At 67.0% G+C, this 25,738-nt stretch carries 24 protein-coding genes; 17 read left to right on the top strand and 7 right to left on the bottom strand.

Features of this window, described 5'->3' with window-relative positions; translation table 11 throughout:
- Nucleotides 1-12 precede the first annotated feature (12 nt).
- Entirely contained in the window at nucleotides 13-1,134 is a 1,122-nt protein-coding gene (locus tag AC3WK8_RS24805; protein ID WP_178088054.1) for a class II histone deacetylase, read from the top strand.
- 182 nt (nucleotides 1,135-1,316) lie between these two features.
- Here the strand turns inward: AC3WK8_RS24805 and AC3WK8_RS24800 are convergent, their stop codons facing one another.
- Nucleotides 1,317-2,291, bottom strand: a complete 975-nt coding sequence (locus AC3WK8_RS24800) for an AraC family transcriptional regulator (RefSeq protein WP_103326092.1) — start codon at nucleotides 2,289-2,291, stop codon at nucleotides 1,317-1,319.
- Between the two features lie 281 nt (nucleotides 2,292-2,572).
- Between AC3WK8_RS24800 and AC3WK8_RS24795 the strand changes: the two genes are divergently transcribed.
- The 5 genes from AC3WK8_RS24795 to AC3WK8_RS24775 are packed head-to-tail and all read left to right on the top strand — an operon-like array spanning nucleotide 2,573 to nucleotide 8,517.
- Nucleotides 2,573-3,106: a 2,4'-dihydroxyacetophenone dioxygenase family protein gene (locus AC3WK8_RS24795; protein ID WP_103326091.1), complete on the top strand. Its 534-nt coding sequence runs from the start codon at nucleotides 2,573-2,575 to the stop codon at nucleotides 3,104-3,106.
- Nucleotides 3,107-3,138: 32 nt separating this feature from the next.
- Nucleotides 3,139-4,404, top strand: coding sequence for an MFS transporter (locus AC3WK8_RS24790; protein WP_103326090.1), 1,266 nt, complete (start codon nucleotides 3,139-3,141; stop codon nucleotides 4,402-4,404).
- The gene (locus AC3WK8_RS24785) at nucleotides 4,401-5,465 is read left to right on the top strand and encodes a 2,3-butanediol dehydrogenase (protein ID WP_085599891.1); all 1,065 of its coding nucleotides are present in this window, start codon (nucleotides 4,401-4,403) and stop codon (nucleotides 5,463-5,465) included. The genes AC3WK8_RS24790 and AC3WK8_RS24785 overlap by 4 nt, the downstream gene beginning before the upstream one ends.
- Before the next feature lie 53 nt (nucleotides 5,466-5,518).
- Nucleotides 5,519-6,820 carry a carbohydrate porin gene (locus AC3WK8_RS24780; RefSeq protein ID WP_103326089.1) on the top strand — a complete coding sequence of 434 codons (1,302 nt, stop codon included), beginning with the start codon at nucleotides 5,519-5,521 and terminating at the stop codon, nucleotides 6,818-6,820.
- Nucleotides 6,821-6,855: 35 nt separating this feature from the next.
- Nucleotides 6,856-8,517, top strand: coding sequence for a GMC family oxidoreductase (locus AC3WK8_RS24775; protein ID WP_103326088.1), 1,662 nt, complete (start codon nucleotides 6,856-6,858; stop codon nucleotides 8,515-8,517).
- A gap of 8 nt (nucleotides 8,518-8,525) precedes the next feature.
- Here AC3WK8_RS24775 and AC3WK8_RS24770 read toward each other — a convergent pair whose 3' ends face one another.
- Together AC3WK8_RS24770 and hpaA are read right to left on the bottom strand one after the other, a co-directional pair.
- The gene (locus AC3WK8_RS24770) at nucleotides 8,526-9,617 is read right to left on the bottom strand and encodes a DUF1176 domain-containing protein (protein ID WP_103326087.1); all 1,092 of its coding nucleotides are present in this window, start codon (nucleotides 9,615-9,617) and stop codon (nucleotides 8,526-8,528) included.
- A 110-nt stretch (nucleotides 9,618-9,727) separates the two neighbouring features.
- The gene (gene hpaA / locus AC3WK8_RS24765; protein WP_103326086.1) at nucleotides 9,728-10,648 is read right to left on the bottom strand and encodes a 4-hydroxyphenylacetate catabolism regulatory protein HpaA; all 921 of its coding nucleotides are present in this window, start codon (nucleotides 10,646-10,648) and stop codon (nucleotides 9,728-9,730) included.
- A 204-nt stretch (nucleotides 10,649-10,852) separates the two neighbouring features.
- Here hpaA and AC3WK8_RS24760 point away from each other — a divergent pair, with 204 nt between their 5' ends.
- From AC3WK8_RS24760 to hpaI, 8 genes are all read left to right on the top strand, one after another.
- Nucleotides 10,853-11,524 carry a fumarylacetoacetate hydrolase family protein gene (locus AC3WK8_RS24760; RefSeq protein ID WP_103326085.1) on the top strand — a complete coding sequence of 224 codons (672 nt, stop codon included), beginning with the start codon at nucleotides 10,853-10,855 and terminating at the stop codon, nucleotides 11,522-11,524.
- The gene (locus tag AC3WK8_RS24755; RefSeq protein ID WP_103326084.1) at nucleotides 11,521-12,300 is read left to right on the top strand and encodes a fumarylacetoacetate hydrolase family protein; all 780 of its coding nucleotides are present in this window, start codon (nucleotides 11,521-11,523) and stop codon (nucleotides 12,298-12,300) included. The genes AC3WK8_RS24760 and AC3WK8_RS24755 overlap by 4 nt, the downstream gene beginning before the upstream one ends.
- Nucleotides 12,297-13,757 carry a 5-carboxymethyl-2-hydroxymuconate semialdehyde dehydrogenase gene (hpaE, locus tag AC3WK8_RS24750; RefSeq protein WP_103326083.1) on the top strand — a complete coding sequence of 487 codons (1,461 nt, stop codon included), beginning with the start codon at nucleotides 12,297-12,299 and terminating at the stop codon, nucleotides 13,755-13,757. The genes AC3WK8_RS24755 and hpaE overlap by 4 nt, the downstream gene beginning before the upstream one ends.
- A 114-nt stretch (nucleotides 13,758-13,871) precedes the next feature.
- Nucleotides 13,872-14,729: a 3,4-dihydroxyphenylacetate 2,3-dioxygenase gene (gene hpaD, locus AC3WK8_RS24745; RefSeq protein ID WP_085599879.1), complete on the top strand. Its 858-nt coding sequence runs from the start codon at nucleotides 13,872-13,874 to the stop codon at nucleotides 14,727-14,729.
- A 133-nt stretch (nucleotides 14,730-14,862) separates the two neighbouring features.
- Nucleotides 14,863-15,249: a tautomerase family protein gene (locus AC3WK8_RS24740; protein ID WP_068588180.1), complete on the top strand. Its 387-nt coding sequence runs from the start codon at nucleotides 14,863-14,865 to the stop codon at nucleotides 15,247-15,249.
- Between the two features lie 54 nt (nucleotides 15,250-15,303).
- The gene (locus AC3WK8_RS24735) at nucleotides 15,304-16,611 is read left to right on the top strand and encodes an MFS transporter (protein WP_103326082.1); all 1,308 of its coding nucleotides are present in this window, start codon (nucleotides 15,304-15,306) and stop codon (nucleotides 16,609-16,611) included.
- Nucleotides 16,612-16,613: 2 nt separating this feature from the next.
- Nucleotides 16,614-17,417 carry a 2-oxo-hept-4-ene-1,7-dioate hydratase gene (gene hpaH / locus AC3WK8_RS24730; protein ID WP_031319953.1) on the top strand — a complete coding sequence of 268 codons (804 nt, stop codon included), beginning with the start codon at nucleotides 16,614-16,616 and terminating at the stop codon, nucleotides 17,415-17,417.
- 10 nt (nucleotides 17,418-17,427) lie between these two features.
- The gene (gene hpaI / locus AC3WK8_RS24725; RefSeq protein WP_103326081.1) at nucleotides 17,428-18,228 is read left to right on the top strand and encodes a 4-hydroxy-2-oxoheptanedioate aldolase; all 801 of its coding nucleotides are present in this window, start codon (nucleotides 17,428-17,430) and stop codon (nucleotides 18,226-18,228) included.
- 172 nt (nucleotides 18,229-18,400) lie between these two features.
- Here the strand turns inward: hpaI and AC3WK8_RS24720 are convergent, their stop codons facing one another.
- Entirely contained in the window at nucleotides 18,401-19,552 is a 1,152-nt protein-coding gene (locus tag AC3WK8_RS24720) for a glycerate kinase (protein ID WP_103326080.1), read from the bottom strand.
- A gap of 208 nt (nucleotides 19,553-19,760) precedes the next feature.
- The gene (locus AC3WK8_RS24715) at nucleotides 19,761-20,894 is read right to left on the bottom strand and encodes a sugar diacid recognition domain-containing protein (RefSeq protein WP_103326079.1); all 1,134 of its coding nucleotides are present in this window, start codon (nucleotides 20,892-20,894) and stop codon (nucleotides 19,761-19,763) included.
- 190 nt (nucleotides 20,895-21,084) lie between these two features.
- On the opposite strand from AC3WK8_RS24715, the gene AC3WK8_RS24710 reads away from it, so the two are divergent.
- A complete protein-coding gene (locus AC3WK8_RS24710; RefSeq protein ID WP_103326078.1) occupies nucleotides 21,085-22,395 on the top strand; it encodes an MFS transporter in 1,311 nt (436 codons plus the stop codon).
- Between the two features lie 62 nt (nucleotides 22,396-22,457).
- Here AC3WK8_RS24710 and AC3WK8_RS24705 read toward each other — a convergent pair whose 3' ends face one another.
- Entirely contained in the window at nucleotides 22,458-22,868 is a 411-nt protein-coding gene (locus AC3WK8_RS24705; RefSeq protein ID WP_022639094.1) for a VOC family protein, read from the bottom strand.
- Nucleotides 22,865-23,596 carry an SDR family oxidoreductase gene (locus AC3WK8_RS24700; RefSeq protein ID WP_103326077.1) on the bottom strand — a complete coding sequence of 244 codons (732 nt, stop codon included), beginning with the start codon at nucleotides 23,594-23,596 and terminating at the stop codon, nucleotides 22,865-22,867. Before AC3WK8_RS24700 ends, AC3WK8_RS24705 begins: the two co-directional genes overlap by 4 nt.
- Before the next feature lie 100 nt (nucleotides 23,597-23,696).
- Here AC3WK8_RS24700 and AC3WK8_RS24695 point away from each other — a divergent pair, with 100 nt between their 5' ends.
- On the top strand, nucleotides 23,697-24,596 hold the full coding sequence (locus AC3WK8_RS24695; RefSeq protein ID WP_103326076.1) for a LysR family transcriptional regulator: 900 nt from the start codon (nucleotides 23,697-23,699) through the stop codon (nucleotides 24,594-24,596).
- A 76-nt stretch (nucleotides 24,597-24,672) separates the two neighbouring features.
- A complete protein-coding gene (locus AC3WK8_RS24690; RefSeq protein ID WP_103326075.1) occupies nucleotides 24,673-25,686 on the top strand; it encodes an aldo/keto reductase in 1,014 nt (337 codons plus the stop codon).
- Nucleotides 25,687-25,738 lie beyond the last annotated feature (52 nt).

The following is a 25,738-nucleotide window of genomic DNA, read 5'->3' as shown; positions in this document are numbered from 1 at the left end:
ATGGATATCACCATGACCTGCAAAACCGCGTTTTTCTTCGATGAACTGTGCCTGTGGCACAGCGCCAGCCCCCACAGCCTGACCCTGCCGGTAGGCGGTTGGGTGCAGCCACCAGCCGCGGCCGGACATGCCGAGTCGCCGGAAACCAAGCGCCGGCTGAAAAGCCTGATGGATGTCAGCGGGCTGACCCGCCAACTGCAACTGCGCAGCGCCGAACCGGCCAGCGACCAGGACCTGCTGCGGGTCCATGGCGCCGCCTACCTGCAACGCTTCAAGGCCCTGAGCGATGCCGGCGGCGGCGAGCTGGGCGACCAGGCACCAGTGGGGCCCGGCAGTTATGAAATCGCCAAATTGTCTGCCGGGCTGGCCATCGCCGCGGTGGATGCGGTGCTCAGCGGCGAGGCCGACAACGCCTACGCCCTGTCCCGGCCACCGGGACACCACTGCCTGGCCGACCAGGCCATGGGGTTCTGCTTCCTGGCCAACATCGCCATCGCCATCGAGGCGGCCAAGGCCCGCCACGGCCTGGGCAAGGTGGCGGTGATCGACTGGGACGTGCACCACGGCAACGGCACCCAGGCGATCTTCGAGGAGCGCGCCGATGTACTGACCCTGTCCCTGCACCAGGACGGCTGTTTCCCGGTCGGCTACGGCGGCGAGCAGGACCGTGGGCGCGGCCCGGGCCTGGGCTGCAACATCAACGTTGCGCTGCTGCCCGGCGGCGGGCACGACGCCTACCTGCAAGCCATGCAGCGCATCGTGGTGCCGGCGCTGGAGCGCTTCGAGCCGCAACTGATCATCGTCGCCTGCGGCTACGACGCCAACGCCGTGGACCCGCTGGCGCGGATGCTGTTGCACAGCGACTCGTTCCGCGAAATGACCCAGTGCCTGCGCGACGCCGCCGCGCGCCTGTGTGGCGGGCGCCTGGTGCTGGTGCATGAAGGCGGCTACTCCGAGGCCTACGTGCCGTTCTGTGGCCTGGCGACCCTGGAGGCATTGTCAGGCATCCGCACGGCGGTCACCGACCCGATGCTGGAGTTCGTGCGCCTGCAGCAGCCCAAGGAACCGGTCCTGGCCCTGCAACGCCAGCTGCTGGAGCGCCAGGCCCAGGCCCTGGAGGCCTTCGCTTACTGAGCCCTGCGGCGCCCGGCCACTCAAGGGCGCCTCTAAAAACTACCTGCGTTGTCATCGCTGCGTTAAAAACCGACTGGTGCGCCAGCCCGGTCAAAATGCTCATTTACCACTTGTAAACTGCGCTTTTTCGCCCGGGTTTTGCCTTGCGCTGGCTGCCTCGCCTACGTTTTTTTAAGGCGCCCTCAAGCTGGCGTGGGGCCGTGGCGCCGCGCTTCACTGGGCGTGAGTTGGTAGCGGGCCTTGAAAGCCCGGGCAAAGTGCGCCTGGCTGGCAAAGCCATGGCGATAGGCAATCTCGCTGATATCCAGCGCAGCCCCCCGGGGGCTGCACAGCAGTTGCTGGGCCTGTTGCAGGCGCTTCTCCAGGATGAAGCGGCTGGGCAGCCACTCTTCCAGGGCGAACAACCGGGCCAGGTGGCGCGGCGACACGCCGACCTGCGCCGCCACCCGCTCGCAACTCAACTCCGGGTCCGCCAGGTGCTCCTGGATGTACTGCTTGGCCGCCAGCAGGTAGGAGGCACTCAAGGCGTTGATCGGCCGTTGCCCCACTTGCCCGGCGATCAGGCTGGCCAGCAGTTCGAAGGCGTGCTCCTGGTAGTCCTCGGCCGCACCGCACAAGGGTTGCTGGAAAAAACCCCGGGTGCGCTCGGCCAGGGTGCGCAACAACAGACGCTGGCCACCGCCCTGCACGCCGATCTTCAACGGCTGGTCGAAGCGCCGCAGGCAACGGCGAGCGAACTGCTCCTGGGGAATATCGAAGATGAACTGGCGCATGGCTGCGGAAAAACCGAACAGGTAGGGCTTGTCGGTGCGATACACCACCAGCTCGCCCGGCTCCAGCAACTGGCAGGTGCCGCCCTGGTAGAAGAACGAACCACTGTCGGTGACCAGGGAGACGAAGATCGACTCCTTGGGCACGCCACGGATCATCGAACGGTCACGCTCCACGACATGTTCATTGCCGACGATCCGCGCCAGGCGCATGGCGCTCAAGTGCAGGTTGTCCTGGCGGGCGGTGAAGCCGCTCTCGGCGTAGGAGTTGCATTTGAGCCCTACCAGGGTGCTGGCGTTGTAGTCCTCCCAGAATGCCAGGCGCAGGTCCCGGTCGATGGCCTGGGTACTGGCGTGGCGGGTTTCGAGCAAGGCGCATGGAGACATTGTTGTTCTTCTCATGGCAGCGGGATGTTTCCCGGGCGGCAAGGCTCCGTCCAGGCACCTGGAGCCACGGAACCCGTGGCCTGCGGCCATTCATTAATATCTGAATGATTTGCCCTGTCAACTTCCCCCGCCCACTGGCAACCGCCGTGGTGCAACCGTCCGAAACCGACAACAAAGCGGTCCGATCCGGACAAACCGCCCGCCCCCGGCCGGCCTAGAGTCGTGCCGTCAGCCCCGCTGGCATTGCACCGACGACTCCACGACAACAAGAGAGACCGACCATGCCTGAAGCCGCCACCCGAGAGTTCTGGAAAGACCTGCAGCCCATCGCCAACTGCTTCAAGCCCGACGCCAAGCCCGAGGTCTACCTGCCCGACGCCGCCAGCGACGACCTGAGCCTGTACGTGCCCTTCACCGAGACCGTGTCTTCGCGCCCGCTGTGGATCGCGCCCAGCGAGAACCGCTGGTGCGACATCCTGATGGCCAGCAGCGCCGGGCTGGTCAACCGCCACTACCACCCCCACGAGGTCTTCGCCTACACCCTGTCCGGCAAGTGGGGTTACCTGGAGCACGAATGGACCGCCACCGCCGGCGACTTCGTCTACGAGACCCCAGGCGAAGGCCACACCCTGGTGGCCTACGAACACGAGCAGCCGATGCGGGTGTTCTTCATCGTCAAGGGCCCATTGATCTGGCTCGACGAACAGGGCGAGCCCGACGGCTACTTCGACGTGCACTCCTACATCGCCCTGTGCCGTGCGCACTACGAAAACATCGGCCTGGGCGCGGCCCATATCGACACCCTGTTTCGCTGATCACGGCCTCGACCTGCGTGCGGAGAATCACCATGGCTTATAAAAACAACAAGGCCAGCTACGAGAACACCTTGCTGGGGGTGCTGTTCCTGACCTTCGGCTTCGTGTTTTTCGACCGCCTGGCGCTGTCCTTCCTGTTCCCCTTCATGGCCGACGAGTTGCAACTGGGCAACCGCCACCTGGGCTTGCTGTCTTCGGTGCTGGCCCTGGCCTGGGCGGTTTCCGGGGCGCTGGTAGGGGCCTGGTCGGACCGCCGGGGCCGGCGCAAGCCGCTCTTGATCGTCGCGGTGTTGCTGTTCTCGCTGTGTTCGGCGCTGTCGGGGCTGGTCACCGGCTTCCTCAGCCTGCTGCTGTTTCGCGCCATCATGGGCCTGGCCGAAGGGCCGATCCTGCCGCTGTCGCAATCACTGATGGTGGAAGCTTCCTCGCCTCACCGTCGGGGCCTGAACATGGGCCTGCTGCAAGGCTCGGCCGCCGGCCTGCTGGGGGCGGTGATCGGCCCGCCGGTCCTGGTGGCCCTGGCCGAGGCCTACGGCTGGCGCCATGCGTTCATCATCTCGCTGGTGCCCGGCTTGCTGATCGCCCTGCTGATCTGGCGCTACGTCCAGCCGGATGCGCCCAGCCGCGCAGCATCCGTACAGGGCCCGAGCGGCAACGGTATCAGTCGGCTGGCGCTGCTCAAGAGCCGCAACATCCTGCTGTGCACCCTGATCAGCTGCTTCTTCCTGACCTGGTTCATCGTGTTGATCTCCTTCACCCCGACCTTCCTGGTCAAGATCCGCGACTACAGCCCGGCCAGCATGGGCACGGTGATGAGCTGCCTGGGCGGTGCCTGGGTGCTCTGGGGGTTTGGCGTACCGGCGATTTCCGACCGCATCGGCCGGCGCCCGACCCTGGTGCTGTTCTCGCTGGTGGCGGCCTGCTGTCCCCTGGCCCTGCTCTTCGCGCCCACGCCGTGGCTGCTGGGCGTGCTGATGCTGCTGACCTACACCGGGCTGGGCTGCTTCACCCTGTTCATGGCCACCATCCCGGCGGAGACCGTGCCGCGGGAAGTCATGGCCACGGCCCTGGGGCTGATCATGGGCATCGGGGAGCTGGTGGGTGGTTTCGTCGCCCCGACCCTCGCCGGCTTCGCCGCCGACCGCTTCGGTTTGTCGATCGTCATGTGGATGTCCTGCGCCGGCGCGCTGCTGGCCGCGGCCCTGGCCCTGCTGCTCAAGGAAACCGCGCCGGCGGTGCTGGCCCGGCGCCAGGCCACGAACCTCCACTCACCGACCCTGCAAGGAGAACGCCCATGAAAGCACTGCGTTGGCACGCTGCCCGCGACCTGCGCCTGAGCCAGGTACAACTGCGCCAGCCCGGCCTTGGCCAGGTGCTGCTGCAAGTCGCCTATTGCGGCATCTGCGGCAGCGACCTGCACGAATACGCCAATGGCCCGCACTCCATCCCCCAGCAGCAGGCGCATCCGCTGTCCGGTTGCCGGGCACCCTTGACCCTGGGCCACGAGTTCTGCGGCCAGGTGCTGGCCCTGGGACCCGGGGTCGATCCCGGGTTGCTCGGCCAGCGGGTGGTGGTGGAACCGGAATACCGTTGCGGCCAATGCCGGTATTGCCAGGCGGGCCAGTACAACCTCTGTGAGTCCATGGGTTTCATCGGCCTGATGGGCGACGGCGGTTTTGCCGAACAGGCGCTGGTGCCGGCCTACATGCTGCACCGGCTGCCCGATAGCGTCAGTTTCCGCCAGGCGGCGTTGCTGGAACCGGCGGCCGTGGCCTGCCACGCCCTGAACCAGAGCAGCCTGCAACCCGGCGCCAGCTGCGCGGTGTTCGGCCTGGGGCCCATTGGCCTGCTGCTGGTAATGCTGGCCCGGCTCCGAGGGGTCGAGCGCATCTATGCCGTGGACCTGGACCCCGGGCGCCGGCAACTGGCCCTGGAACTGGGCGCTACCCAGGCCCTGGATGGCGCGGCGCCCGACTTGCGCCAGCGACTGCGGCAGTTGAGCGATGGCGGGCTGGACAGCGCCTTCGAGGCGGCCGGTAGCCAGCAGACCCTGGACCATGCCCTGCACAGCCTGCGCAAAGGTGGCGAAGCGGTGCTGGTGGGGCTGATGGGCCAGGTGCAATTCGATGCCTTCCACCTGGTCAACAACGAGCTGCGCCTGCTGGGCAGCGTCGGCTACCGCGACGTCTATCCGCCGTTGCTGGAGCTGCTGGCCAGCAAGGACCTGGACCTGTCGCGGCTGGTCAGCCGCTGCCTGTCCCTGGAGCAGGCGGTAACGGAGGGTTTCGAGGTCCTGCTGCAGGACAAGCGCCAGATCAAGGTGCTGGTCAACCCCAGCCCGGCCCTGGCCGAAGCCTGATCGAGGCGCTGTTCATCACTCACCACAAGAACAACAACAAACGAGTACCCGACATGAATGCCACCCATGCACTCGGCCCGCTGCTGGCCGCCCTGCTGTTGCCCCTGCACGGCCTTGCCGCTACCGCCAGCGAACCGCGCAGCGGACCGCTGGCCGGCCTGGGCGACTACCTGGCCGGACAAGGCATCACCCCGCATATCCAGTTCCTCAGCCTGTCCATGAAGAACCTCGATACCGGCCCCCGGCCCCACAGCTTCGGCAACAGCGGCGACCTGTTCGTCGGCGCCGATATCGACCTTGCGACCTTCGCCGGCCTGGACGGTGCGGCCCTGCATGTCGAGCAGACGCTGTTCATCCTCGACGAGGGGACCGGCGTGCCCACCTCGCGCAACTGGCAAGGGGCCGCCGGCAGCTACTTCGGCGGCGCGCCGATCCACAACGACCTGACCAGCAACCAGCTGAGCCTGTTGACCTACCAGCAGAGCTGGCTCGACGGCCAGGTCGACCTGACCCTGGGGCGGACCAACGCCCGGCGCTATTTCTACATCTACAACTGCGAGAGCACGGTGACCTGCAACGACCCGATCATCGAGGCCTCCACCGGTATCCTGCCGCCACCCTACGGGGCCTGGGGCGGCTACCTGAAGTACCAGGCGACGCCGCAGTGGTACCTGCATGGCGGTGCCTTCGAATCCAACCCGGTGGACTACCTCAAGCATCGCCAGGGCCTGGACTTCAGCACCGACGATGCCAGCGGCACCAGCCTGCTGCTGGGCGTGGGCAGCCAGCGGCAGGACGGCTATGGTTTTCACTACGAGCTCAACGGCTACTACAACACCTCCAAGCAGGAAGACCCACTGACCGGCGCCACCGCCTTCGGCAGCGCTGGCGCCTTCTTCAAGTTCCAGCAGGCTGTGTGGCGCGCCGACGGCGGATCAGGCAGCGCGCCACAGGCCCTGCTGTTGTTCGGCTCGCTGTCGGCGGCGGCCGATGCCAAGCAGCCCTTCAGCCACTTCGCCGAGGCCGGCCTGACCTATCTCGCGCCCTTCGACCGTCCGCAAGACAAGCTCAACTTCAAGGCCAGCTACCTGCGCCTGAACGATCACCAGCTGCGCTTCCAGCAGCAGGCACGGATCGCCAACGACGGCGACTCGCGCCTGGGCCGGCGCAATGTCTATGCCCTGGAAGCCAACGCGAACATCGCCCTGACCCGGCAACTGACCCTGGAGCCGAGCGTCCAGTACTTGATCAACCCGGACAATTTCTACAACCCCGAAGCCCGCGAGCTGAGCGGCAACGGCTTTGTCGTCGGCCTGCAAGTGAGCCTGGACGTCGGCTCGCTGCTGGGGTTGTGAGATGGATTTCCCCGACTGCCCAAGAGGTCACCGCCATGCCTGAAACTCCACCCCACAGCTACGACTACATCGTGGTCGGCGCCGGCTCCGCCGGTTGCGTGCTGGCCAACCGACTGTCCGCCGACCCCAGCCTCAAGGTGTGCCTGATCGAGGCCGGCCCCAGCGACCGCAGCCTGCTGCCGGGCGCCTACATACGCACGCCGGCGGGCATCATCCGCCTGATCGCCAACCCGCGCTGGAACTGGATGCATGCCTTCAGCGCCCAGGCCACCAGCGGCGGACGCCCGATCCCCTGCCCCCGGGGTCGGGTCTGGGGCGGCTCCAGCGCCATCAACGGCATGATCTACATCCGTGGCCATCGCCACGACTACGACCAGTGGGCCGCCGCCGGCAACCAGGGCTGGAGCCATGACGAGTTGCTGCCCTACTTCAAGCGCTCGGAACACTTCGAGCCCGGGGACGCGCCCTGGCATGGCCGTGGCGGCGAACTCAACGTCGCCGAGCAGCGCAGCCCCAGTCCGGTCAACCGGGTGTTCTTCGAGGCGGCCACGGAGTTGGGCTGGAGCTACAACCCGGACTTCAACGGGCCGGAGCAGGAAGGTTTCGGCCCCTTCCACGTCACCCAGGTCAACGGCGAGCGTTGCAGTGCAGCCCGGGCTTTCCTGCACCCGGTGCTGGAGCGCCCGAACCTGACGGTGCTGAGCAGCACCCTGAGCCATCGAGTGTCGCTGCAAGGCAACCGCGCCTGTGGCGTGGAGGTCAGCCAGGACGGCCAGGTGCGCCAGCTGCTGGCGCGGCGCGAGGTGATCCTCTGCGCCGGGGCGATCAACTCGCCGCAGTTGTTGCTGCTCTCGGGGATCGGTCCCGCCGAGGAGCTGCAACGCCATGGCATCGCCCAGCGCCATGCCCTGCCCGGGGTCGGTCATAACCTGCAGGACCATCAGGACATCGTGTTGATGTACCGCTGCCGTCCCGAGCTGAGCTACGGCCTGTCGCCCCGGGGCTTGCTGCCCCTGGCCCGCTCGCCCTGGCAGTACCTGGCCCGGCGCCGGGGGCCGTTGACGTCCAACACGGTGGAGTCCGGGGCTTTCTTGCGCCTGGACCCGGGCTCGCCGGTGCCGGAGCTGGGCCTGATCGTCGCCCCGGCGTTGAAGAACCAGCCGCAACGCCTGGTGCCGGTAGGCCATGGCATCAGCCTGCATGTGGCGGTAATGCACCCGCAAAGCCGCGGCCGGGTGCGCCTCAACTCGGCCGACCCGCAGGACAAGCCGCTGATCGAGGCCAACTTCCTCAGCCACCCGGAGGACATGCGCAAGCTGGTGGCCGGCCTGCGCCTGGTGCGCCGGCTGGCGGCGACCCGGGCCTTCGCCCAACACCTGCAGGACGAGCTGGTGCCCGGGCCGCAGGTGCAGAGCCAGGAACAGATCGAGCAGTGGATCCGCCACAACCTGGGCACGGTGTTCCACCCGGTGGGCAGCTGCAAGATGGGCCATGACGAATGGGCGGTGGTGGACGACCAGCTGCGGGTCCATGGCCTGCAGGGGCTGCGGGTGGCGGACGCCTCGATCATGCCGCAGCTGATTACCGGCAACACCAACGCCGCAGCGATCATGATCGGCGAGAAGGCCGCCGACCTGGTGCTGGCCAGCGCGCGGGCGCAAGCGAGCCTCGTGCCCCAGGGTGAGGCTTGCACCTGATGCCGGACTCAGGAGCGCTTCGGCGCCTCAGCGCTCCAGAGCACCGGCCATTGGTCGTAGCCCAGGCCACTGCAGTTGGGCATGCGCCGGTAGTCGGTGAGCTGGAAGGCCTGGCCGTCGAAGTGCCAACTGGCCATTTCACCGCAGTCGCCTATGCCGCGCCCCATCAGGTAGCTGCTGAGCAGGCCGGTCTCGGGGTCATAGTTGAGGCCACCGGCATGATCGACACTGCCAGCCGGCAACGCCTGTATCTGCAGGGCTTGCAGCCCGTATGGCGCGCTCCGCGAGCGGCTGCTGATATCGAACAGGCAGGTGTAGGCGCCGCAGTCGGAGAACTCGAACACCAGCGCCTGCTGCTCGGTCAGGGGATAGACCTCGATCCTCGGCGGCATGACGTAGTCATCGTCTTGCGCGGCCTTCGGTGCCGGCAATGCCGCCTGCACCGCCGCCAGCAGCCCTGCACGTTCCTGAGCGCCAAGGGGCGTCACCCCCGGGTAGGGACGCAATGCCCGGGGCGGCTGGACCCGGGGCACCGAGCTCGCTGGCTGCTCGCCGGGTTCGGCCAGGGCGCTGGCCGTGCCCTGGCGGTGCTGGACCTGGTCCACCCGGTGCAGCAAGTGCGGCAGAGTCGCCAGGAGCACTTGGGCCGGCTCCTCACCGGGCAGCTCCAGCACCTGCCCGGCCTGCAGCCGTGCCAGCCACTGGCGGGCCAGGGCCTGGTCGTCAACCCGGTAATACTGTTGCTCTGGCTTACCGTCGGGGCCCTGCGGTTCCTCGACCAAAGCCGCCAGCAAGGCTGGTTCCAGCGGCTGGCCATCCAGGCGCAACGCCTGCAGCTGGAATGGCGCCCCCTGGTGCTCCAGTTGCAGTTGCACCCGCCCCGCGGGGCCGGCCTGGCTGCGGATGATCAGCGTCAGGTGGTTGACCTGCTCGGCAAACTCGATGTTCGGCACGTAGAGCAGTTGGCAATCGCGGCGGTTGTCGCACGCGCTGATCCAGCCCTTCTGCTGCTGCCACAACGGCGTCAGCTCGGGCAGCTCCCGGGCCTGGCAGGCCATGGCGCCAAGCATCAGCAGGGACAACGCAACGGGACGCAACATGGCGACGCTCCTTGTCGGAAAAGGCGCGGATTCTGCCACGCTCGCCAGGTTTCGAATACCACCGGCAAGGCCTGCGGGCGGCGCCTGCCCACCCAGCCCGGCTGCTGCTCTCAGTGACCCGGCACAGGCGACGTGACCAGCCCCTGGCGCGCCCGATACTCGCCCGGGGCGGCCTTGGCATAACGCTGGAAGAACCGGCTGAAATAGGCCGGATCCTTGAATCCCAGCTGGTAGCAGATTTCGCTGGCCGAGCTGCCGGTGAACAGCAACAGGCGCTTGGCCTCCTGCATCAGGCGTTCGTACACCAAGTGCTTGGAAGGCAAGTCGGCGATGCGTCGGCAGACATCGTTGAGCCGCGCCTCGGTCACCCCGATCTGCCCGGCATAACGCCCCAGGGGCCAGTGCTCCAGGTAGTGGGCCTCGATCAGCTCGTTGAAGCGATGGAAGATCTGCAGGTCTTCATGGCGCGCCGGGCGGGCTTCCAGGGAGTTGGCCGAGAGCCGCAGCAGGCTGATCAGCAGCAACCGGGTCAAGGCTTGCAGCGCCGGCTCGCGCCCGGCCCCCTGCCCGTCGATCTCCTGCTGCAACTCATGGAACAGGCATTCCAGGCGCCGCACCTCGCCAGCGAACCCGGCACCGAGCCGGCCCAGGGCCACGCACGCCGGCGGTACCTGGGGAGCCGGGGCCAGGGCCGGGTCTGCGCCGATCAACTCCCATACCAGTTGCTGGCGCACCGTGAGCACATGGCCCTCGGCATCGGCCTCGGTGACGAAGGCATGGGCGATGGTCGGCGGCGTGAGGAAGAACATCGGCCCGGACTCCAGGTATTGCCGGTCGTCGAGGTAGACGCGCACCGCGCCGCTTTGCACGTAGTGCACCTGGAAGAACCGGTCATGGCGGTGCACCGGCATGTTGCGACCGAAAAAACCGGCCAGGTTGCTCAGCTTGTCGTAATGCACCTGGGCATCGGCGTAGCGCTGGTCGTAGACCTGGCCGATGTTGATGTTGGGGATCGGTTGGCGTGGGTGCATGGCGCCCCTCTCTTGTTGTTTTCAGCACGCGGGCCTGGGCCATCCTGGGTGATTCGCCGCTTGCCCGCCAGGGTGCGGCACAACATGCAAGACAGCTGCTTGACGATCGTTAACATATTAAATATAACGTTAACACATTAACGAATTCATCCCGCGACCGGCAAGCGCCGCACGGGCCCGAGACCCGCAACCAGGAGACGCTCGATGAGCCGAGCCTTGAACGACCACGCTGGCGGCACCCTGTTCGGCGTGGCGCTGAACTACCAGGGGTTGCTGCACGAGCACCTGGAGAGCTTCAGCCTGCCGCCCTACCAGAAGCCGCCGGTGAAGCCGGTGCTGTTCATCAAGACCCCCAACACCCGCAACCAGCACGACGGCGCTGTCGAGCATCCGGCCGGCGAACGCCTGCAACCGGGCCCGGCCCTGGCCGTGGTGATCGGCAAGCGCGCCAGTCGGGTCAGCGAGGCCCAGGCTCTGGAGCACGTGGCCGGTTACACCATCGCCAACGAATTCAGCCTGCCGGAGGACAGCTACTACCGCCCGGCGGTCAAGGCTAAGTGCCGCGATGGCTTCTGCGCCCTGGGCCCGGTCCTGGTGCCGGCCGCCGAGGTCGCCGACCCGCAGGCGCTGACCATCAAGCTGCTGGTCAATGGCCAGGTGGTGCAGGAAAACACCACTGCCAACCAGGTCCGCAGCGTGGCCCGGCTGATCGCCGAGCTCAGCGAATTCATGACCCTGGACGTCGGCGATGTGCTGCTCACCGGCACCCCCGAAGGCCGGGTCGACGTGCAGCCCGGTGATCGCGTCGACATCGAGATCAGCGGCCTGGGCCGCCTCACCAACCACATCGTCGCGCCACAGGAGGCTCGCCCATGAAACACGCCCGCATCCTGTTCGAAGGAAAGGTTCACAGGGTCCAGGTCGACGACCAGCACAACGTGCGCCTGGCCGATGGCCGCGTGCTCGGTGAGCAACAGGTCACCTGGCTGCCGCCCGCCACCGGCAACATGTTCGCCCTGGGCCTGAACTATGCCGACCACGCCCGCGAGCTGGCCTTCACCCCGCCCACCGAGCCCCTGGCGTTCATCAAGTCACCGGGCACCTACACCGGCCACAACCAGCGGACCTGGCGTCCGGATGGCGTCGCCTACATGCACTACGAGTGCGAGCTGGTAGCGGTCATCGGCAAGCCGGCGAAGAACGTCAAGCGCGCCGACGCCCTCGACTACCTGGCCGGCTACACGGTGTGCAACGACTACGCCATCCGCGACTACCTGGAAAACTACTACCGCCCCAACCTGCGGGTGAAGAACCGCGATGCCACCACCCCGGTGGGCCCCTGGATCGTCGACGTCGGCGACGTGCCCGATCCCGGCAACCTGAAGCTGCGCACCTGGATCAACGGCGAACTGAAGCAGGAAGGCACCACTGCGGACATGATCTTCGACATTCCCTACCTGATCGAATACTTCTCCAGCTTCATGACCCTGCAACCGGGCGACATGATCGCCACCGGCACCCCCGAGGGCCTGGCCGACGTGATGCCCGGCGATGAAGTGGTGGTGGAAGTGCAAGGCGTGGGGCGCCTGGTCAACCGAATCGTCTGCGAAGCCGAGTTCTTCGCCCATCCAGCACAAGGGGCAACAGCATGATCAAGCATTGGATCGACGGCCGCGAAGTCGCAAGCCGCGACACCTTCGTCAACTACAACCCGGCCACCGGCGAGGCCATCGGCGAAGTCGCCAGCGGCGGCGCCGAGGAAGTGGCCCGTGCGGTGGCCGCGGCCAAGGAGGCGTTTCCGAAATGGGCCAATACCCCGGCCAAGGAACGCGCGCGCCTGATGCGCCGCCTGGGTGAGCTGATCGACCAGAACGTGCCGCAACTGGCGGAGCTGGAGACCCTGGACACCGGCCTGCCGATCCACCAGACCCGCAACGTGCTGATTCCCCGGGCCTCGCACAACTTCGATTTCTTCGCCGAGGTCTGCACCCGCATGGACGGCCACAGCTACCCGGTGGACGACCAGATGCTCAACTACACCCTGTACCAGCCGGTGGGGGTCTGCGCCCTGGTGTCACCGTGGAACGTGCCGTTCATGACCGCCACCTGGAAGACCGCGCCCTGCCTGGCCCTGGGCAACACTGCGGTGCTGAAGATGAGCGAGCTGTCGCCGCTGACCGCCAATGAACTGGGACGCCTGGCCGTGGAAGCCGGCATTCCCAACGGCGTGCTCAACGTGATCCAGGGCTATGGCGCCACCGCCGGCGATGCCCTGGTGCGCCACCCGGATGTGCGCGCCATTTCCTTCACTGGCGGCACTGCCACCGGCAAGAAGATCATGCAGACCGCGGGCCTGAAGAAGTACTCCATGGAACTGGGGGGCAAGTCGCCGGTGCTGATCTTCGAGGACGCCGACCTGGAGCGGGCCCTGGACGCCGCGCTGTTCACCATCTTCTCGCTCAATGGCGAGCGCTGCACCGCCGGCAGCCGGATCTTCATCCAGCAAAGCGTGTACCCGCAGTTCGTCAAGGAGTTCGCGGCCCGGGCCAAGCGCCTGATCGTCGGTGACCCGACCGACCCCAAGACCCAGGTCGGCTCGATGATCACCCAGCAGCACTACGACAAGGTCACCGGCTACATCCGCATCGGTATCGAGGAAGGCGCGACCCTGCTGGCCGGTGGCCTGGAGCGGCCGGCCGGCCTGCCGGCGCACCTGTCGCGCGGGCAATTCATCCAGCCCACGGTGTTCGCCGACGTGGACAACAAGATGCGCATCGCCCAGGAAGAGATCTTCGGCCCGGTGGTGTGCCTGATCCCGTTCAAGGACGAAGCCCAGGCCCTGGCCCTGGCCAACGACACCGAGTACGGCCTGGCGTCCTACATCTGGACCCAGGACATCGGCAAGGCCCACCGCCTGGCCCGGGGCATCGAGGCCGGCATGGTGTTCATCAACAGCCAGAACGTACGCGACCTGCGCCAGCCATTCGGCGGCGTCAAGGGCTCGGGCACCGGGCGCGAAGGGGGTGAATACAGCTTCGAGGTGTTCGCCGAGATCAAGAACGTCTGCCTCTCCATGGGCAGCCACCACATCCCGCGCTGGGGCCTGTAACGGGCCGTTGAAAAACTACCTGCGTTGGCTGCCTCGCCTACGTTTTTCAACGCTCTGGTAAGGTTCAGGACCGTCCCGGATCCCCCAACAATAAGATGTTTCAGGAGAAGCACCATGGGCGAAGTCGTCATGGCCGCCAAGGTCTGCCACGTTCCATCGATGTACCTGTCCGAGTTGCCGGGCAAGCACCACGGCTGCCGCGAGGCGGCCATCGCCGGGCACAAGGAAATCGCTCGCCGGGCCCGGGCCCTGGGCGCCGACACCGCGGTGGTGTTCGATGTGCACTGGCTGGTCAACAGCGGCTACCACATCAATTGCGGCGAGGTGTTCAACGGCACCTACACCAGCAACGAGCTGCCGCATTTCATCAAGAACATGACCTACGACTACCCGGGCTGCCCGGCGCTTGGGGAGTTGATCGCCGCCGAGGCCAACGCCGCCGACGTGCGCACCCTGGCCCATAACATCCCCAGCCTGGAGCTGGAGTACGGGACCCTGGTGCCCATGCGCTACATGCACATGGACGTGCCCGCCGCCGAGCATTTCCAGGTGGTGTCCATCGCTGCCTGGTGCGCCTGGCACAAGCTGGCCGACAGCTTCACCTTCGGCGCCGCCGTGCGCCGGGCCATCGAGAAGAGCGACCGCAAGGTCCTGGTGCTGGCCTCCGGCTCCCTGTCCCACCGGTTTTCCGATGACCGCGAGGCCGAGGCCAACATCCACAACTGGACCCGGGAATTCGACAAGCAGGTCGACCAGCGCGTGGTGGAGTTGTGGCAGCAGGGCCGCTTCCGCGAGTTCTGCGCGATGCTCCCCGACTACGCCGAGCACTGCTATGGCGAAGGCAAGATGCACGACACCGCGATGCTCCTAGGGCTGCTGGGCGGCCCCGAGTACAACCGCCCGGCCGAGATCGTCACGCCGCTGTTCGGCAGCTCCGGCACCGGCCAGATCAACGCCATCTTTGCGTTGTGAACGCAGCGCCAAGCATCTAGCGACACGCTGCAAGAAAACATCAAGAGCAGCGGTGAGCCGCGAGCTACAGCCACAGGAGATCCCTCTTGCGGCTTGTAGCTTGTAGCTTGCAGCTGCCTCCAAAGGAGGTCCCATGCCGCATTTCATCGCTGAATACACCGACAACATCGAAGCCCAGGCCGATCTGCCGGGACTGTTCGAAAAGGTCCACGACTACCTGGGCGCCAGTGGCGTGTTCCCCCTGGGTGGCATCCGCAGCCGCGGGGTGCGCCTGGACACCTGGCGCATGGCCGACGGCAAGCACGACTACGCCTTCGTCCATATGCGCCTGCAAGTGGGGGCCGGGCGCGACCTTGAAACCCGGCGCCAGGTGGCCGAGGGCCTGTTCGAGATCATCAAGGCGCACTTCGCCCAGTTGCAGGCCCAGCGCCTGCTGGCCCTGTCGTTCGAGATGAGCGAGCTGGAGGCCGAGCTCAACTTCAAGCACAACAACGTCCACGCCTTCCTCAAGTCGCTGTAGCCGCCGTAGCCGGCGGCTTGCGCAACCCACAAGAACAACAACGAGGCCATGCCCATGTCCCGCCCTGCCATTGCCCAGGCCCCGCTGGCCGAGGCCAACGATTGCTATCGCAAGATCACCTGGCGCCTGATGCCATTGCTGTTCGTCTGCTACATCTTCGCCCACCTGGACCGGATCAACATCGGCTTCGCCAAGTTGCAGATGACCCAGGACCTGGGCTTCAGCGACAGCGTCTACGGCCTGGGCGCCGGGTTGTTCTTCATCGCCTACGCGCTGTTCGGCGTGCCCAGCAACCTGGCCCTGGAGCGGGTCGGGCCACGGCGCTGGATCGCCCTGCTGATGCTGGTCTGGGGGCTGTTGTCCAGCGCCTTGATGCTGGTCCAGGACGCCTGGGGTTTCTATGTGCTGCGCTTCTTGCTGGGGGTGGCCGAGGCCGGCTTCTTTCCCGGCATCCTGGTGCTGCTCAACCGCTGGTTCCCCGCCGACCGCCGTGGCCAGGCCACCGCGCTGTTCGCCATCGCCGTGCCCATGGCCGGGGTCCTGGGCGGCCCGCTGTCGGGCTGGATCCTGGAGAATTTCCATGACCGGGGCGGCTTGCGCGGCTGGCAATGGATGTTTTTGATCGAGGGCCTGCCGGTGGTGCTGCTCGGGCTGTTGGTGCTCAAGGCGCTGCCGGACAGCATCGACCAGGCCACGTGGCTCAGCGCCGCGCAAAAGGCCTGGTTGCACAAGGCCCAGCAGCAAGAGGAGCAGCGCAAGTCCATCAACCGCTTCAGCGACATTCTCAAGGACCGCCACGCCTGGTTGCTGGTGGGCATCTATTTCGCGGTGATGCTGGCGGTCAATACCATCGCCTTCTGGATGCCGACCCTGATCCACCATTCTGGCGTGGCCGGGGACGGCGACGTCGGCCTGCTCAGCGCCCTGCCCTACCTCGCCGGTTGCCTGTTCATGCTGGCGGTCGGCCGCTCCTCGGACCGCCTGCGCGAGCGGCGCTGGCACCTGGCTGTGCCGCTGCTGATGGCCTGCCTGGGCCTGGCGCTGACCGCCCTGGCGCCACAGAACCCCTGGCTGGTGATGTTCGGCCTGCTGGTGGCGGGCATGGGCGCCAGCGCCGCATTGCCGATGTTCTGGCAACTGCCGCCGGCCTTTCTGGCCAGCAATACCCAGGCTGCGGGCATCGCCCTGATCAGCTCCTTCGGCAGCGTCGCGGCCTTCCTCGCGCCTTACCTGATCGGCGTGGTGCGTGACGCCACCCAAAGCGCCAGCCTGGCGCTGTATGCCCTGGCCCTGCTGATCGCCCTGGGCGCCTGGCTGGTGCTCTGGGTGCCGGCCCCTATCGTCAACCCACAAGAGAAATGAACATGCTCAGCCCCTCCGCCATCCAACAGGCCGCAGCGCGCCTCGATGCCGCCGAACGCAGCCGCGAACAGATCGGCCAGCTGTCCCTGGAATACCCGGATATCCGCATCGAGGATGCCTATGCGATCCAGCGCAGCTGGGTGGAACGCAAGATCCGCGACGGCCGCCGGCTGGTGGGCCACAAGATCGGCCTCACCTCCCGGGCGATGCAGGTGTCGTCGAACATCAGCGAGCCGGACTTCGGCGCCCTGCTGGACGACATGCTGTTCGATGAAGGCAGTGATATTCCCTTCCAGCGCTTCATCGTGCCGCGGGTCGAGGTGGAACTGGCGTTCATCCTCGGCAAGCCCCTCAAGGGCCCCGGCTGCACCCTGTTCGATGTGCTGGAGGCCACCGACTGGGTGATCCCGGCGCTGGAGATCATCGACGCGCGTATCCAGCAGGTGGACCCGCAGACCCAGGCCACGCGCAAGGTCTTCGACACCATTTCCGACAACGCCGCCAACGCCGGGGTGGTAATGGGTGGCCGGGCCGTGCGCCCCGGCGACGTGGACCTGCGCAAGGTGCCGGCGGTGCTGTACCGCAACGGCGTGATCGAAGAGTCCGGGGTCTCGGCCGCGGTGCTCAACCACCCGGCCAAAGGCGTGGCCTGGCTGGCCAACAAGCTGGCGGCCTACGACGTCGGCCTGGAAGCCGGGCAGATCATCCTTGGCGGCTCGTTCACCCGTCCGGTGGCCGCGCACCCGGGGGATGTATTCCACGTCGACTACGACCAACTGGGCAGCATCGCCTGCCGTTTCGTCTGAGGAGAACGCCATGGACATGCCGCAGAACCTGTTCAAGCAACGCCTGCAAGGCAGCGAGCCACAGATCGGCCTGTGGCTGGGCCTGGCCAATGCCTACTGCGCCGAGCTGGCGGCCAATGCCGGTTTCGACTGGCTGCTGCTGGACGGCGAGCACGCCCCCAACGACCTGCGCAGCTTGCTGGGGCAATTGCAGGCCATCGCCCCCTACGGCGCCCACGGCATCGTCCGCCCGCCGATCGGCGATACCGCGCTGATCAAGCAGTTGCTGGATATCGGTGCCCAGACCCTGTTGGTGCCCATGGTCGAAAGCGCGGCCCAGGCGCGCCAGCTGGTCAGCGCCATGCGTTATCCGCCCCAGGGCATTCGCGGGGTCGGCAGCGCCCTGGCCCGGGCCTCACGCTGGAACAGCATCCCCGGCTACCTGGACCAGGCCGACGAACACATGTGCCTGCTGGTGCAGATCGAGAACCTGGAGGGCTTGCGCAACCTGGACGAGATCGTCCGGGTCGAGGGTGTCGATGGCGTGTTCATTGGCCCCGCCGACTTGTCGGCGGCCATGGGTCATCGCGGCAATCCCGGACATCCGCAGGTGGTGGCGGCGATCGAGGACGCCATCCTGCGGGTGCGCCAGGCCGGCAAGGCCGCGGGCATCCTCAGCGCCGACCCGGGCCTGGCCCGGCGTTGCATCGAGCTGGGAGCCAACTTCGTCGCGGTGGGGGTGGACACCACGGTGCTGATGAAGGGTTTGCAGAACCTGGCCGGGCAGTACAAGGCCCAGGACGCCCCCAGCAGCGAGGGTGGGGTCTACTGAGCGGGGCTTGCGCTAGCAGACCGTTGAAAATCTGCCTGCGTTGCCATCGCTGCGTTGAAAACAGGCTGGTGCGCCAGCCCGGTCAAAATGCTCATTTACCACATGTAAATTGCGCTTTTTCGCCTGTTTTCGCCTTGCGCTGGCTGCCTCGCCTACATTTTTCAACGGCCTGTTAGACACTGGCCTGGCGGGTAGCGGCCAGGCGCCAGAGCCGGGCGATGTCCGCCGCCCGTTCGCGCAACAATCGCGGGGCCTCGGCGCAGGCTTGCTCCAGGCTCATGGGCCCGGAGGTCAGGGCGAAGGCCGCGTCCACGCCATGGGCGTACATCTGCTGGTAGCCCTCGCCGAGGGTGCCGGCGATGACGATCACCGGCACCCCTTGCTGGCGAGCGATCCGCGCCACGCCGAAGGGCGTCTTGCCACGCAGGGTCTGGGCATCGAAGCGTCCTTCGCCAGTGATCACCAGGTCGGCGCCACGCACCGCCTGTTCCAATCCCACCAGCTCGGCGACCACTTCCACCCCGGGGCGGAACCTCGCGCCGAGAAACGCCTTGGCGGCGAATCCCAGGCCACCGGCGGCGCCACTACCGGGTTCGTCACGCACGTCCCTGGGCAGCACCTGGGCGCAGAGATCGGCAAAGTGCCCCAGGGCCTGGTCCAGGGCCTGGACCTGCTGCGCCGAGGCACCCTTTTGCGGGCCGAAGATGGCCGAGGCCCCCTGCTCGCCACACAGGGGATTATTGACGTCGGCGGCGATCTCGAAACGCACCTGGGCCAGGCGCGGGTCCATGGCGTCGAGCTCGATGCTGGCCAGGTCGGCCAGGGCCAGGCCACCCCGGGGCAGCGCCTGGCCCCGGCGGTCCAGCAGCTTGAGCCCCAGGGCTTGCAGGGCTCCGGCCCCGCCGTCGTTGGTGGCGCTGCCGCCGATGGCCAGGATGATGCGCCGGGCGCCGGCGTCCAGGGCCGCCTGGATCAGTTCACCGGTACCGAAGGTGCTGCTGTGGCAGGCATCGCGCTGGCCTGGCGGCACCCGTTGCAGGCCGCTGGCCTCGGCCATTTCGATGATCGCCGTGTGGCTCGATGCCAGCCAGCCCCAGCGGGCCTGCACTTCGCTACCCAGCGGGCCCTGGACCCGGGTGCTGCGCAGTTGCCCCTGGCATGCGGCGAGTACCGATTCCACCGTGCCCTCGCCACCATCGGCCATCGGGCACTGCAGCACCTGGGCTTCGGGCCAGGCCTCGGCCAGCCCTTGGGCGATGGCCTGGGCCACGCCTTCGGCACTCAGGCTGTCCTTGAACGAGTCGGGGGCGATGATGATCTTCATGGGGCTATCTCCGGTTCTTGTGGCGCCATGCTGCCATTTGCCGCAGCGGCTGACGCCGGTCCGCTGCACAAGGGCGCAGGCACTTTATTGTTCATTGCTACAAGCTGCGCAGTCGGGATGAAGGGGCGCCATTATCCAGATGGAACCCATGGACCGCGTTGGCGAGGCTGCGACCGCGGGCGCAGCACCCGTAATACCGGCACCGCCGTTATTCAGGTACGAATTGGGTGGCGGGTTGCTGGGGCAGCAGTTGTACGGCCAGGTACAGCGACAGCATGCCGTCCAGGCGCAACGGGTCGACGCCGCTGAGTTCGGCAATGCGCTCCATGCGGTAGCGCAGGCTGTTGCGGTGGATGCCCAGGGCGTCGGCACAGGCCTGGCTCTGGCCGTCGTGTTCGCACCAACTGCGCAGGGTCGCGAGCAACTGACCGTTGCCGTCCTTGGCCAGGACCTTGTGCAAGGGGCTGAGCAACTCGTCCAGGGCATCCTCGTTGCGGTGGCGCCAGAGCATCACCGGCAGCCGGTAGCGATCCAGGGTCAGCAGGCGGCTAGCGGGCAGGATATCGCGCCCATAAGCCAGCAGGTCGCTAACCCGTCGGTAGCAGCGGCGCAACCCCGAGAGGCCCTCGGCCGGCCCGCCCACCGCCACCCGCTGGATATCCCAGCCCAGGCCGACGAGCCGCTCCAGCAGGCGCGGGTCGTCCAGGGTCAGGCTCGCCGGCCGGCACCAGAGCAACGACGTTTGCGCGGCACTGACGCACCAGCTGTCCGGATAGCGGGACATCAACCAGGCGCTGAGGGCATCGACGTCCTGCCCCGCCCCGGCTTCCAGCCCCAGCTCGAACAGATAGGGAATGCGCGCCAATTGCGGCTTGAGACCCATCTGCCGCGCCTCGTCCACCAGGCGCGGCGAGTCGCCACCCTCGCCCAGCAGCAATGCCAGCAGGTCATCGCAGCGCTGGCGGCGCCATTGCTGTTCGGCCTGCTGGTGTCGCTGGCTCACCAGCATTTCGGCGGTCATGCGTACCAGTTCGGCGTAGGTGCGCAGCAACGCCGGATCACCGGTGATGCCCAGCACTCCGATCAAGCGCTGGTCGTGCAACAGCGGCAGGTTGATCCCCGGCTGCACGCCCTTGAGCCGGCGGGCGGTGGGTTCGTCGATCTCCACCACCCGGCCGTTGGCCAATACCAGCTGCGCACCCTCATGGCGGGTATTGATGCGCTCCGGCTCGCCGCTGCCCAGGATCAGGCCCTGGCTGTCCATGACGTTGACGTTGTTGGGCAGGATGGCCATCGTGCGGTCGACGATGTCCTGTGCCAGGTCATGATCGAGTTCGAACATGCTCGGTGATCCTTGGGTTGGCTACGACAGGGCGGGCCACGGCACGCGCGGCGTTGTTCAGTGGCACAGGGGGGGCACGGCATTCGCTGTGCGCCGGCACAAAGACAGCGGCGCCAGGGTGGCCGAGACTCTCGGGGCGGTCAACGTTACCCTTTGCACCGTGCAAAATCATAATAAAGAGAGATCCAGCATGTCACACAGAGCCGCTGCCGCCCTGGCCCAGGCTGACGACAAGAACGCCGTCTACAAGCGCATCACCCTGCGCCTGATCCCCTTCATCTTCATCTGCTACCTGTTCAACTACCTGGACCGGGTCAACGTCGGCTTCGCCAAGTTGCAGATGCTCGACGCCCTGAAGTTCAGCGAAACGGTCTATGGCCTGGGCGCCGGGATCTTCTTCATCGGCTACGTGCTGTGCGGCGTGCCCAGCAACCTGGCGCTGACCCGCTTCGGGCCGCGGCGCTGGATCGCCCTGATGATGATCGCCTGGGGCACGCTGTCCACCTGCCTGCTGTTCGTCACTACGCCAACCCAGTTCTACACCCTGCGCCTGTTCACCGGCGCTGCCGAAGCCGGCTTCTTCCCTGGCGTGGTGCTGTACCTGTCGCAGTGGTTCCCGACCTTCCGCCGTGGCCGGATCATGGCCCTGTTCATGTCGGCGATCCCGGTCTCGGGCCTTTTGGGCAGCCCGTTCTCCGGCTGGATCCTCAATCATTTCGCCGCAGGCCAGGGTGGCCTCGCCGGCTGGCAGTGGATGTTCCTGCTGCAGGGCATCCCCACCGTGGTGCTCGGCGCCCTGGCCTACTTCCTGCTGAGCGACGGCTTCGCCCACGCCAAGTGGCTGAGCCCGGCCGAGCGCGCCATGCTCGAGGCCGACCAGGCCGCAGACGCCGCCAACCAGCCCAAGACCGCCAGCGACTCCCTGGCCCAGGTGTTCAAGAACCCGGCGATCTGGGCCTTCGGCCTGATCTACTTCTGCATCCAGAGCGGGGTCTACGCCATCAACTTCTGGCTGCCGTCGATCATCAAGAACCTGGGGTTCGCCGATAACCTGGTGATCGGCTGGCTCAGCGCTATTCCCTACCTGCTGGCGGCCGTGTTCATGCTGCTGGTAGGACGTTCGGCGGACCTGAACAAGGAGCGCCGCTGGCACCTCGTGGTACCCATGCTGATGGGCGCCGTGGGGCTGCTGATCGCGGTGAACTTCGCCGCCAACCCGGCCATCGCCATCCTCGGCCTGAGCATCGCCACCATGGGTGCCCTCACCGGCCTGCCGATGTTCTGGCCGGTGCCTACCGCGCTGCTCAGCGCCGGGGCCGCCGCCGGTGGCCTGGCATTGATCAACTCCATGGGCCAGATGGCCGGCTTCCTCAGCCCCTACATCGTCGGCTGGGTCAAGGACAGCACCGGTTCCACCGATGCCGCCCTGTACCTGCTGGCGACAGTGATCGTCGCCGGCGCCCTGTTGGCCCTGCGCATGACCCGTACCTTGCATCGCTGAGCCCCGGCTGCGGCAAAAGCCCGTTCGAGCATCGGCTGGAACGGGCTTTTTTCGTGGCGGCTTCAGTCCGGCGCGCCAGGATGCCGGGCGTAATCATGACTGCCGGTCAACGCCCCCGATGCCGGGGCGTCCAGCTCCAGCAGCAGGCCACCGGGCAGGCGCACGAAGATCTGCCAGAGGCCATCTTCCGGCACCTGCGCCACTTGGTACTCAAGACCGCTGGCCTGCACCCGCAGCAAGACCGCGGCAGCGGCCTCCTGGGTGCTGAAGGCGATATGGCTCAGCTGTGGCGCGGGGCAAGCATCCTGCTCGATGACATGCACCAGCGCCTGATCATCCTGGTACAGCCAGCGCCCGGGGAAGGGAAACGGCGGACGGCGGCCCGCTTGCAGCCCCAATAGCTCGGCAAAGGCCTGGGGCAGGGTCGAGCCACCATCGGTGTTGAAGGCCAGGTGGTCGAAGCGCCAGTTCATAACAGGCCTCCACCGTCGACATCGATCAGGCTGCCGTTGATGAAGCCGTTCTCCATGGCCAGGATGAAAGCCGCCGCCACCTCCCCCGGCTCCCCGACCCGACCGACCGGCAAGCTCGCGGCCGCCTTGGCGAACATCGCCGCTCGGGCATCGGCGGGCATGCCGGCGTAGGCCTCGGTATCGGTGATCCCCGGGCTGATCACGTTCACCCGCCGTGGCGCCAGCTCCTTGGCCAGGTGCTTGCCCAGGGCATCGAGGGCGGCATTGAGGGTGGTCTTGAGCACCTGCCCCGGGACCATCTTGCGCGACAACATGCCCGAGGTCAGGCTGATGCTGCCCCGTGCCGCCAGGTATGGCAGCGCGGCCTGCACGGCGCGCCAGATACCCCAGAACTTGACCTCGAAGGCCCGCTGGGCGTCCTGCAGGTCAGTGTCGGCCAAGGGTTTGGGAGCAATGGCCGGACCGGCGCTGATCACCAGGTGATCGAAGCCGCCCACGGCCTGGAACAAGGCCTCCAGGCTGGCGCTGTCGGTGATGTCCACGCTCAGCGCCCGGGCCGACTCCGGCAGGCGTGCCTGCTGGCGCTGCAAGGCCTTGAGATCGCGCCCGGCCAGCACTACCCGGGCGCCACGGGCGGCGGCCTGGTGCGCCACGGCGGCGCCGATGCCACTGCCGGCCCCGATCACCACGACGGTCTGCTTATGCAAGCCTGGATTGGAAAGAGTCATTGCGATCACCTGTTGTGAAGTAAAGGGATTACATCTTCACCGCTTGCCAATCGAAGAAAAATCCGCTTAAAACGCAAGGATCTTTAAAGGATTTTTATCAATGAGCTCGATCCTCGACCTGGAGATCTTCGTGCGCATTGCCGACGAAGGCAGTATTTCCGCGGCGGCGCGCAGCCTTGGCCTCACCGCAGCGGCGGCCAGCATCGCCCTGAAGCGCCTGGAAACCCGCCTGGGCAGTCGCCTGCTGGCCCGCTCTACCCGCAGCCTGCGCCTGACCCCGGAAGGTCGCCGCTACCTGGACAGCGTGCGCCTGGCCCTGGCCGCCCTGGAGGATGGCGAACAAGCGCTCGGGCAGCAGGGCCAGGGCCTATGCGGGGTGCTGCAGTTGTCGGCCCCTTCGGATTTCGGGCGCAACGCGTTGCTGCCCTGGCTCGACGAATTCAAGGGCCAGCACCCGCAACTGCGCCTGCAACTGCAGCTCAACGACCGCCATGCCGACCTGTTTCGCGAGAGCGTGGATGTGGCGCTGCGCTTTGGCGTGCCCAGGGACTCCAGCCTGGTGGCCCTGCCGATCCTGGCGGCACATCGACGGGTGGTCTGCGCCAGCCCGCAGTACCTGGCCCGCCATGGCGCACCGCAGGTGCCCGAGGACCTGGCTCGGCACAGCGCCCTGCTCTACCTGCGCGACGGCCAGCTCTACGACCTCTGGCGCTTCAGCCGGGACGACCAGGTGCGCGAGGTCCAGGTGCGCGGCGACTACTCGTGCGACGACGGCGAGGTAGCCCGGCGCTGGGCCCTGGCCGGCCATGGCCTGGTCTACAAGGCAAGGCTGGATGTGGCCGAGGACCTTCGCGCCGGGCGCCTGGTGCCACTGCTCACGGATTGGCAAGGGGAGCCACTGCCCTTCAACCTGCTGTGCCCGCACCGCCTGCAGGTGTCCGAACGGGTGCGCTTGCTGCACGGCTTCCTGGTCCAGCGCTGCCGCGAACTCTGTCCGTGACAGGCATTGCCCCGGCGTGCGGTTCTGGTATTTGATGGGCGGCCCCGCCACCTATCCAGCACAAGGATCCCGCCCCATGAGCTATCGCATCCTCGGTCACTCCGGCCTCAAGGTTTCCAGCCTGACCCTGGGCACCATGATGTTCGGCGAGCAGACCAGCACCGAAGACTCGCTGCGCATCATCGACAAGGCCTGGGACCAGGGCATCAACTTCATCGACACCGCCGATGTCTACAACCAGGGCCGCTCCGAGGAGATTGTCGGCGAGGCCATCGCCCGCCACCGCCATGACTGGGTGCTGGCCTCCAAGGTCGGCTTCGGCCCGGCCGACGGCGTGCCCAATCGCAGCGGCCTGAACCGCAAGCATATCGGCAACGCCATCGAGGCCAGCCTGACCCGGCTCGGCACCGATTACCTGGACATCTACTACCTGCACCGCGAGGACCACGACACGCCGCTGGAAGTGAGCATCGCGGCCATCGGCGACCTGCTGCGCCAGGGCAAGATCCGCCACTGGGGGTTATCCAACTACCGGGGTTGGCGGATCGCCGAAGCGGTACGCATTGCCGACCAGCTGGGCGTGGAGCGCCCGGTGATCAGCCAGCCGCTGTACAACCTGGTCAACCGCCAGGCCGAAGGCGAGCAGATCACCGCGGCCCGTGCCTATGGCCTGGGCGTGGTGCCCTACAGCCCACTGGCCCGCGGCGTGCTCAGCGGCAAGTACGCACCCGACGCGACCCCGGACAGCGACAGCCGCGCCGGCCGCCAGGACAAGCGCATCCTGGAGACCGAATGGCGAGTGGAGTCCCTGCGCATCGCCCAGCAGGTCCAGCAGTACGCCCAGGGCCGCGGGGTGGGTATCGTCGAGTTCGCCATCGCCTGGGTGCTGAACAACCAGGCGGTGAGCTCGGCCATCGTCGGCCCGCGCACCGAGGCCCAATGGGACGCCTATGCCCGGGCGCTGGCCGTGCGCATCAGCGCCGAGGACGAGGCCTTCGTCGACTCCCTGGTGACCCCGGGGCACGCCTCGACGCCGGGCTTCAACGATGTCAGCCATTTCGTCCCGGGGCGTTTTGCCCGTCTCGACTGAGAGCTGCCGGTGGCGGTCCGAGGGCCGCCGCCGGCGATTGCTGGAGGCGGCC

The sequence above is a fragment of the Pseudomonas sp. FW507-12TSA genome (assembly GCF_058781435.1).
The sequence above is the reverse complement of the archived record's forward strand: the minus strand, read 5'-3'. Positions and strand labels throughout refer to the sequence as shown.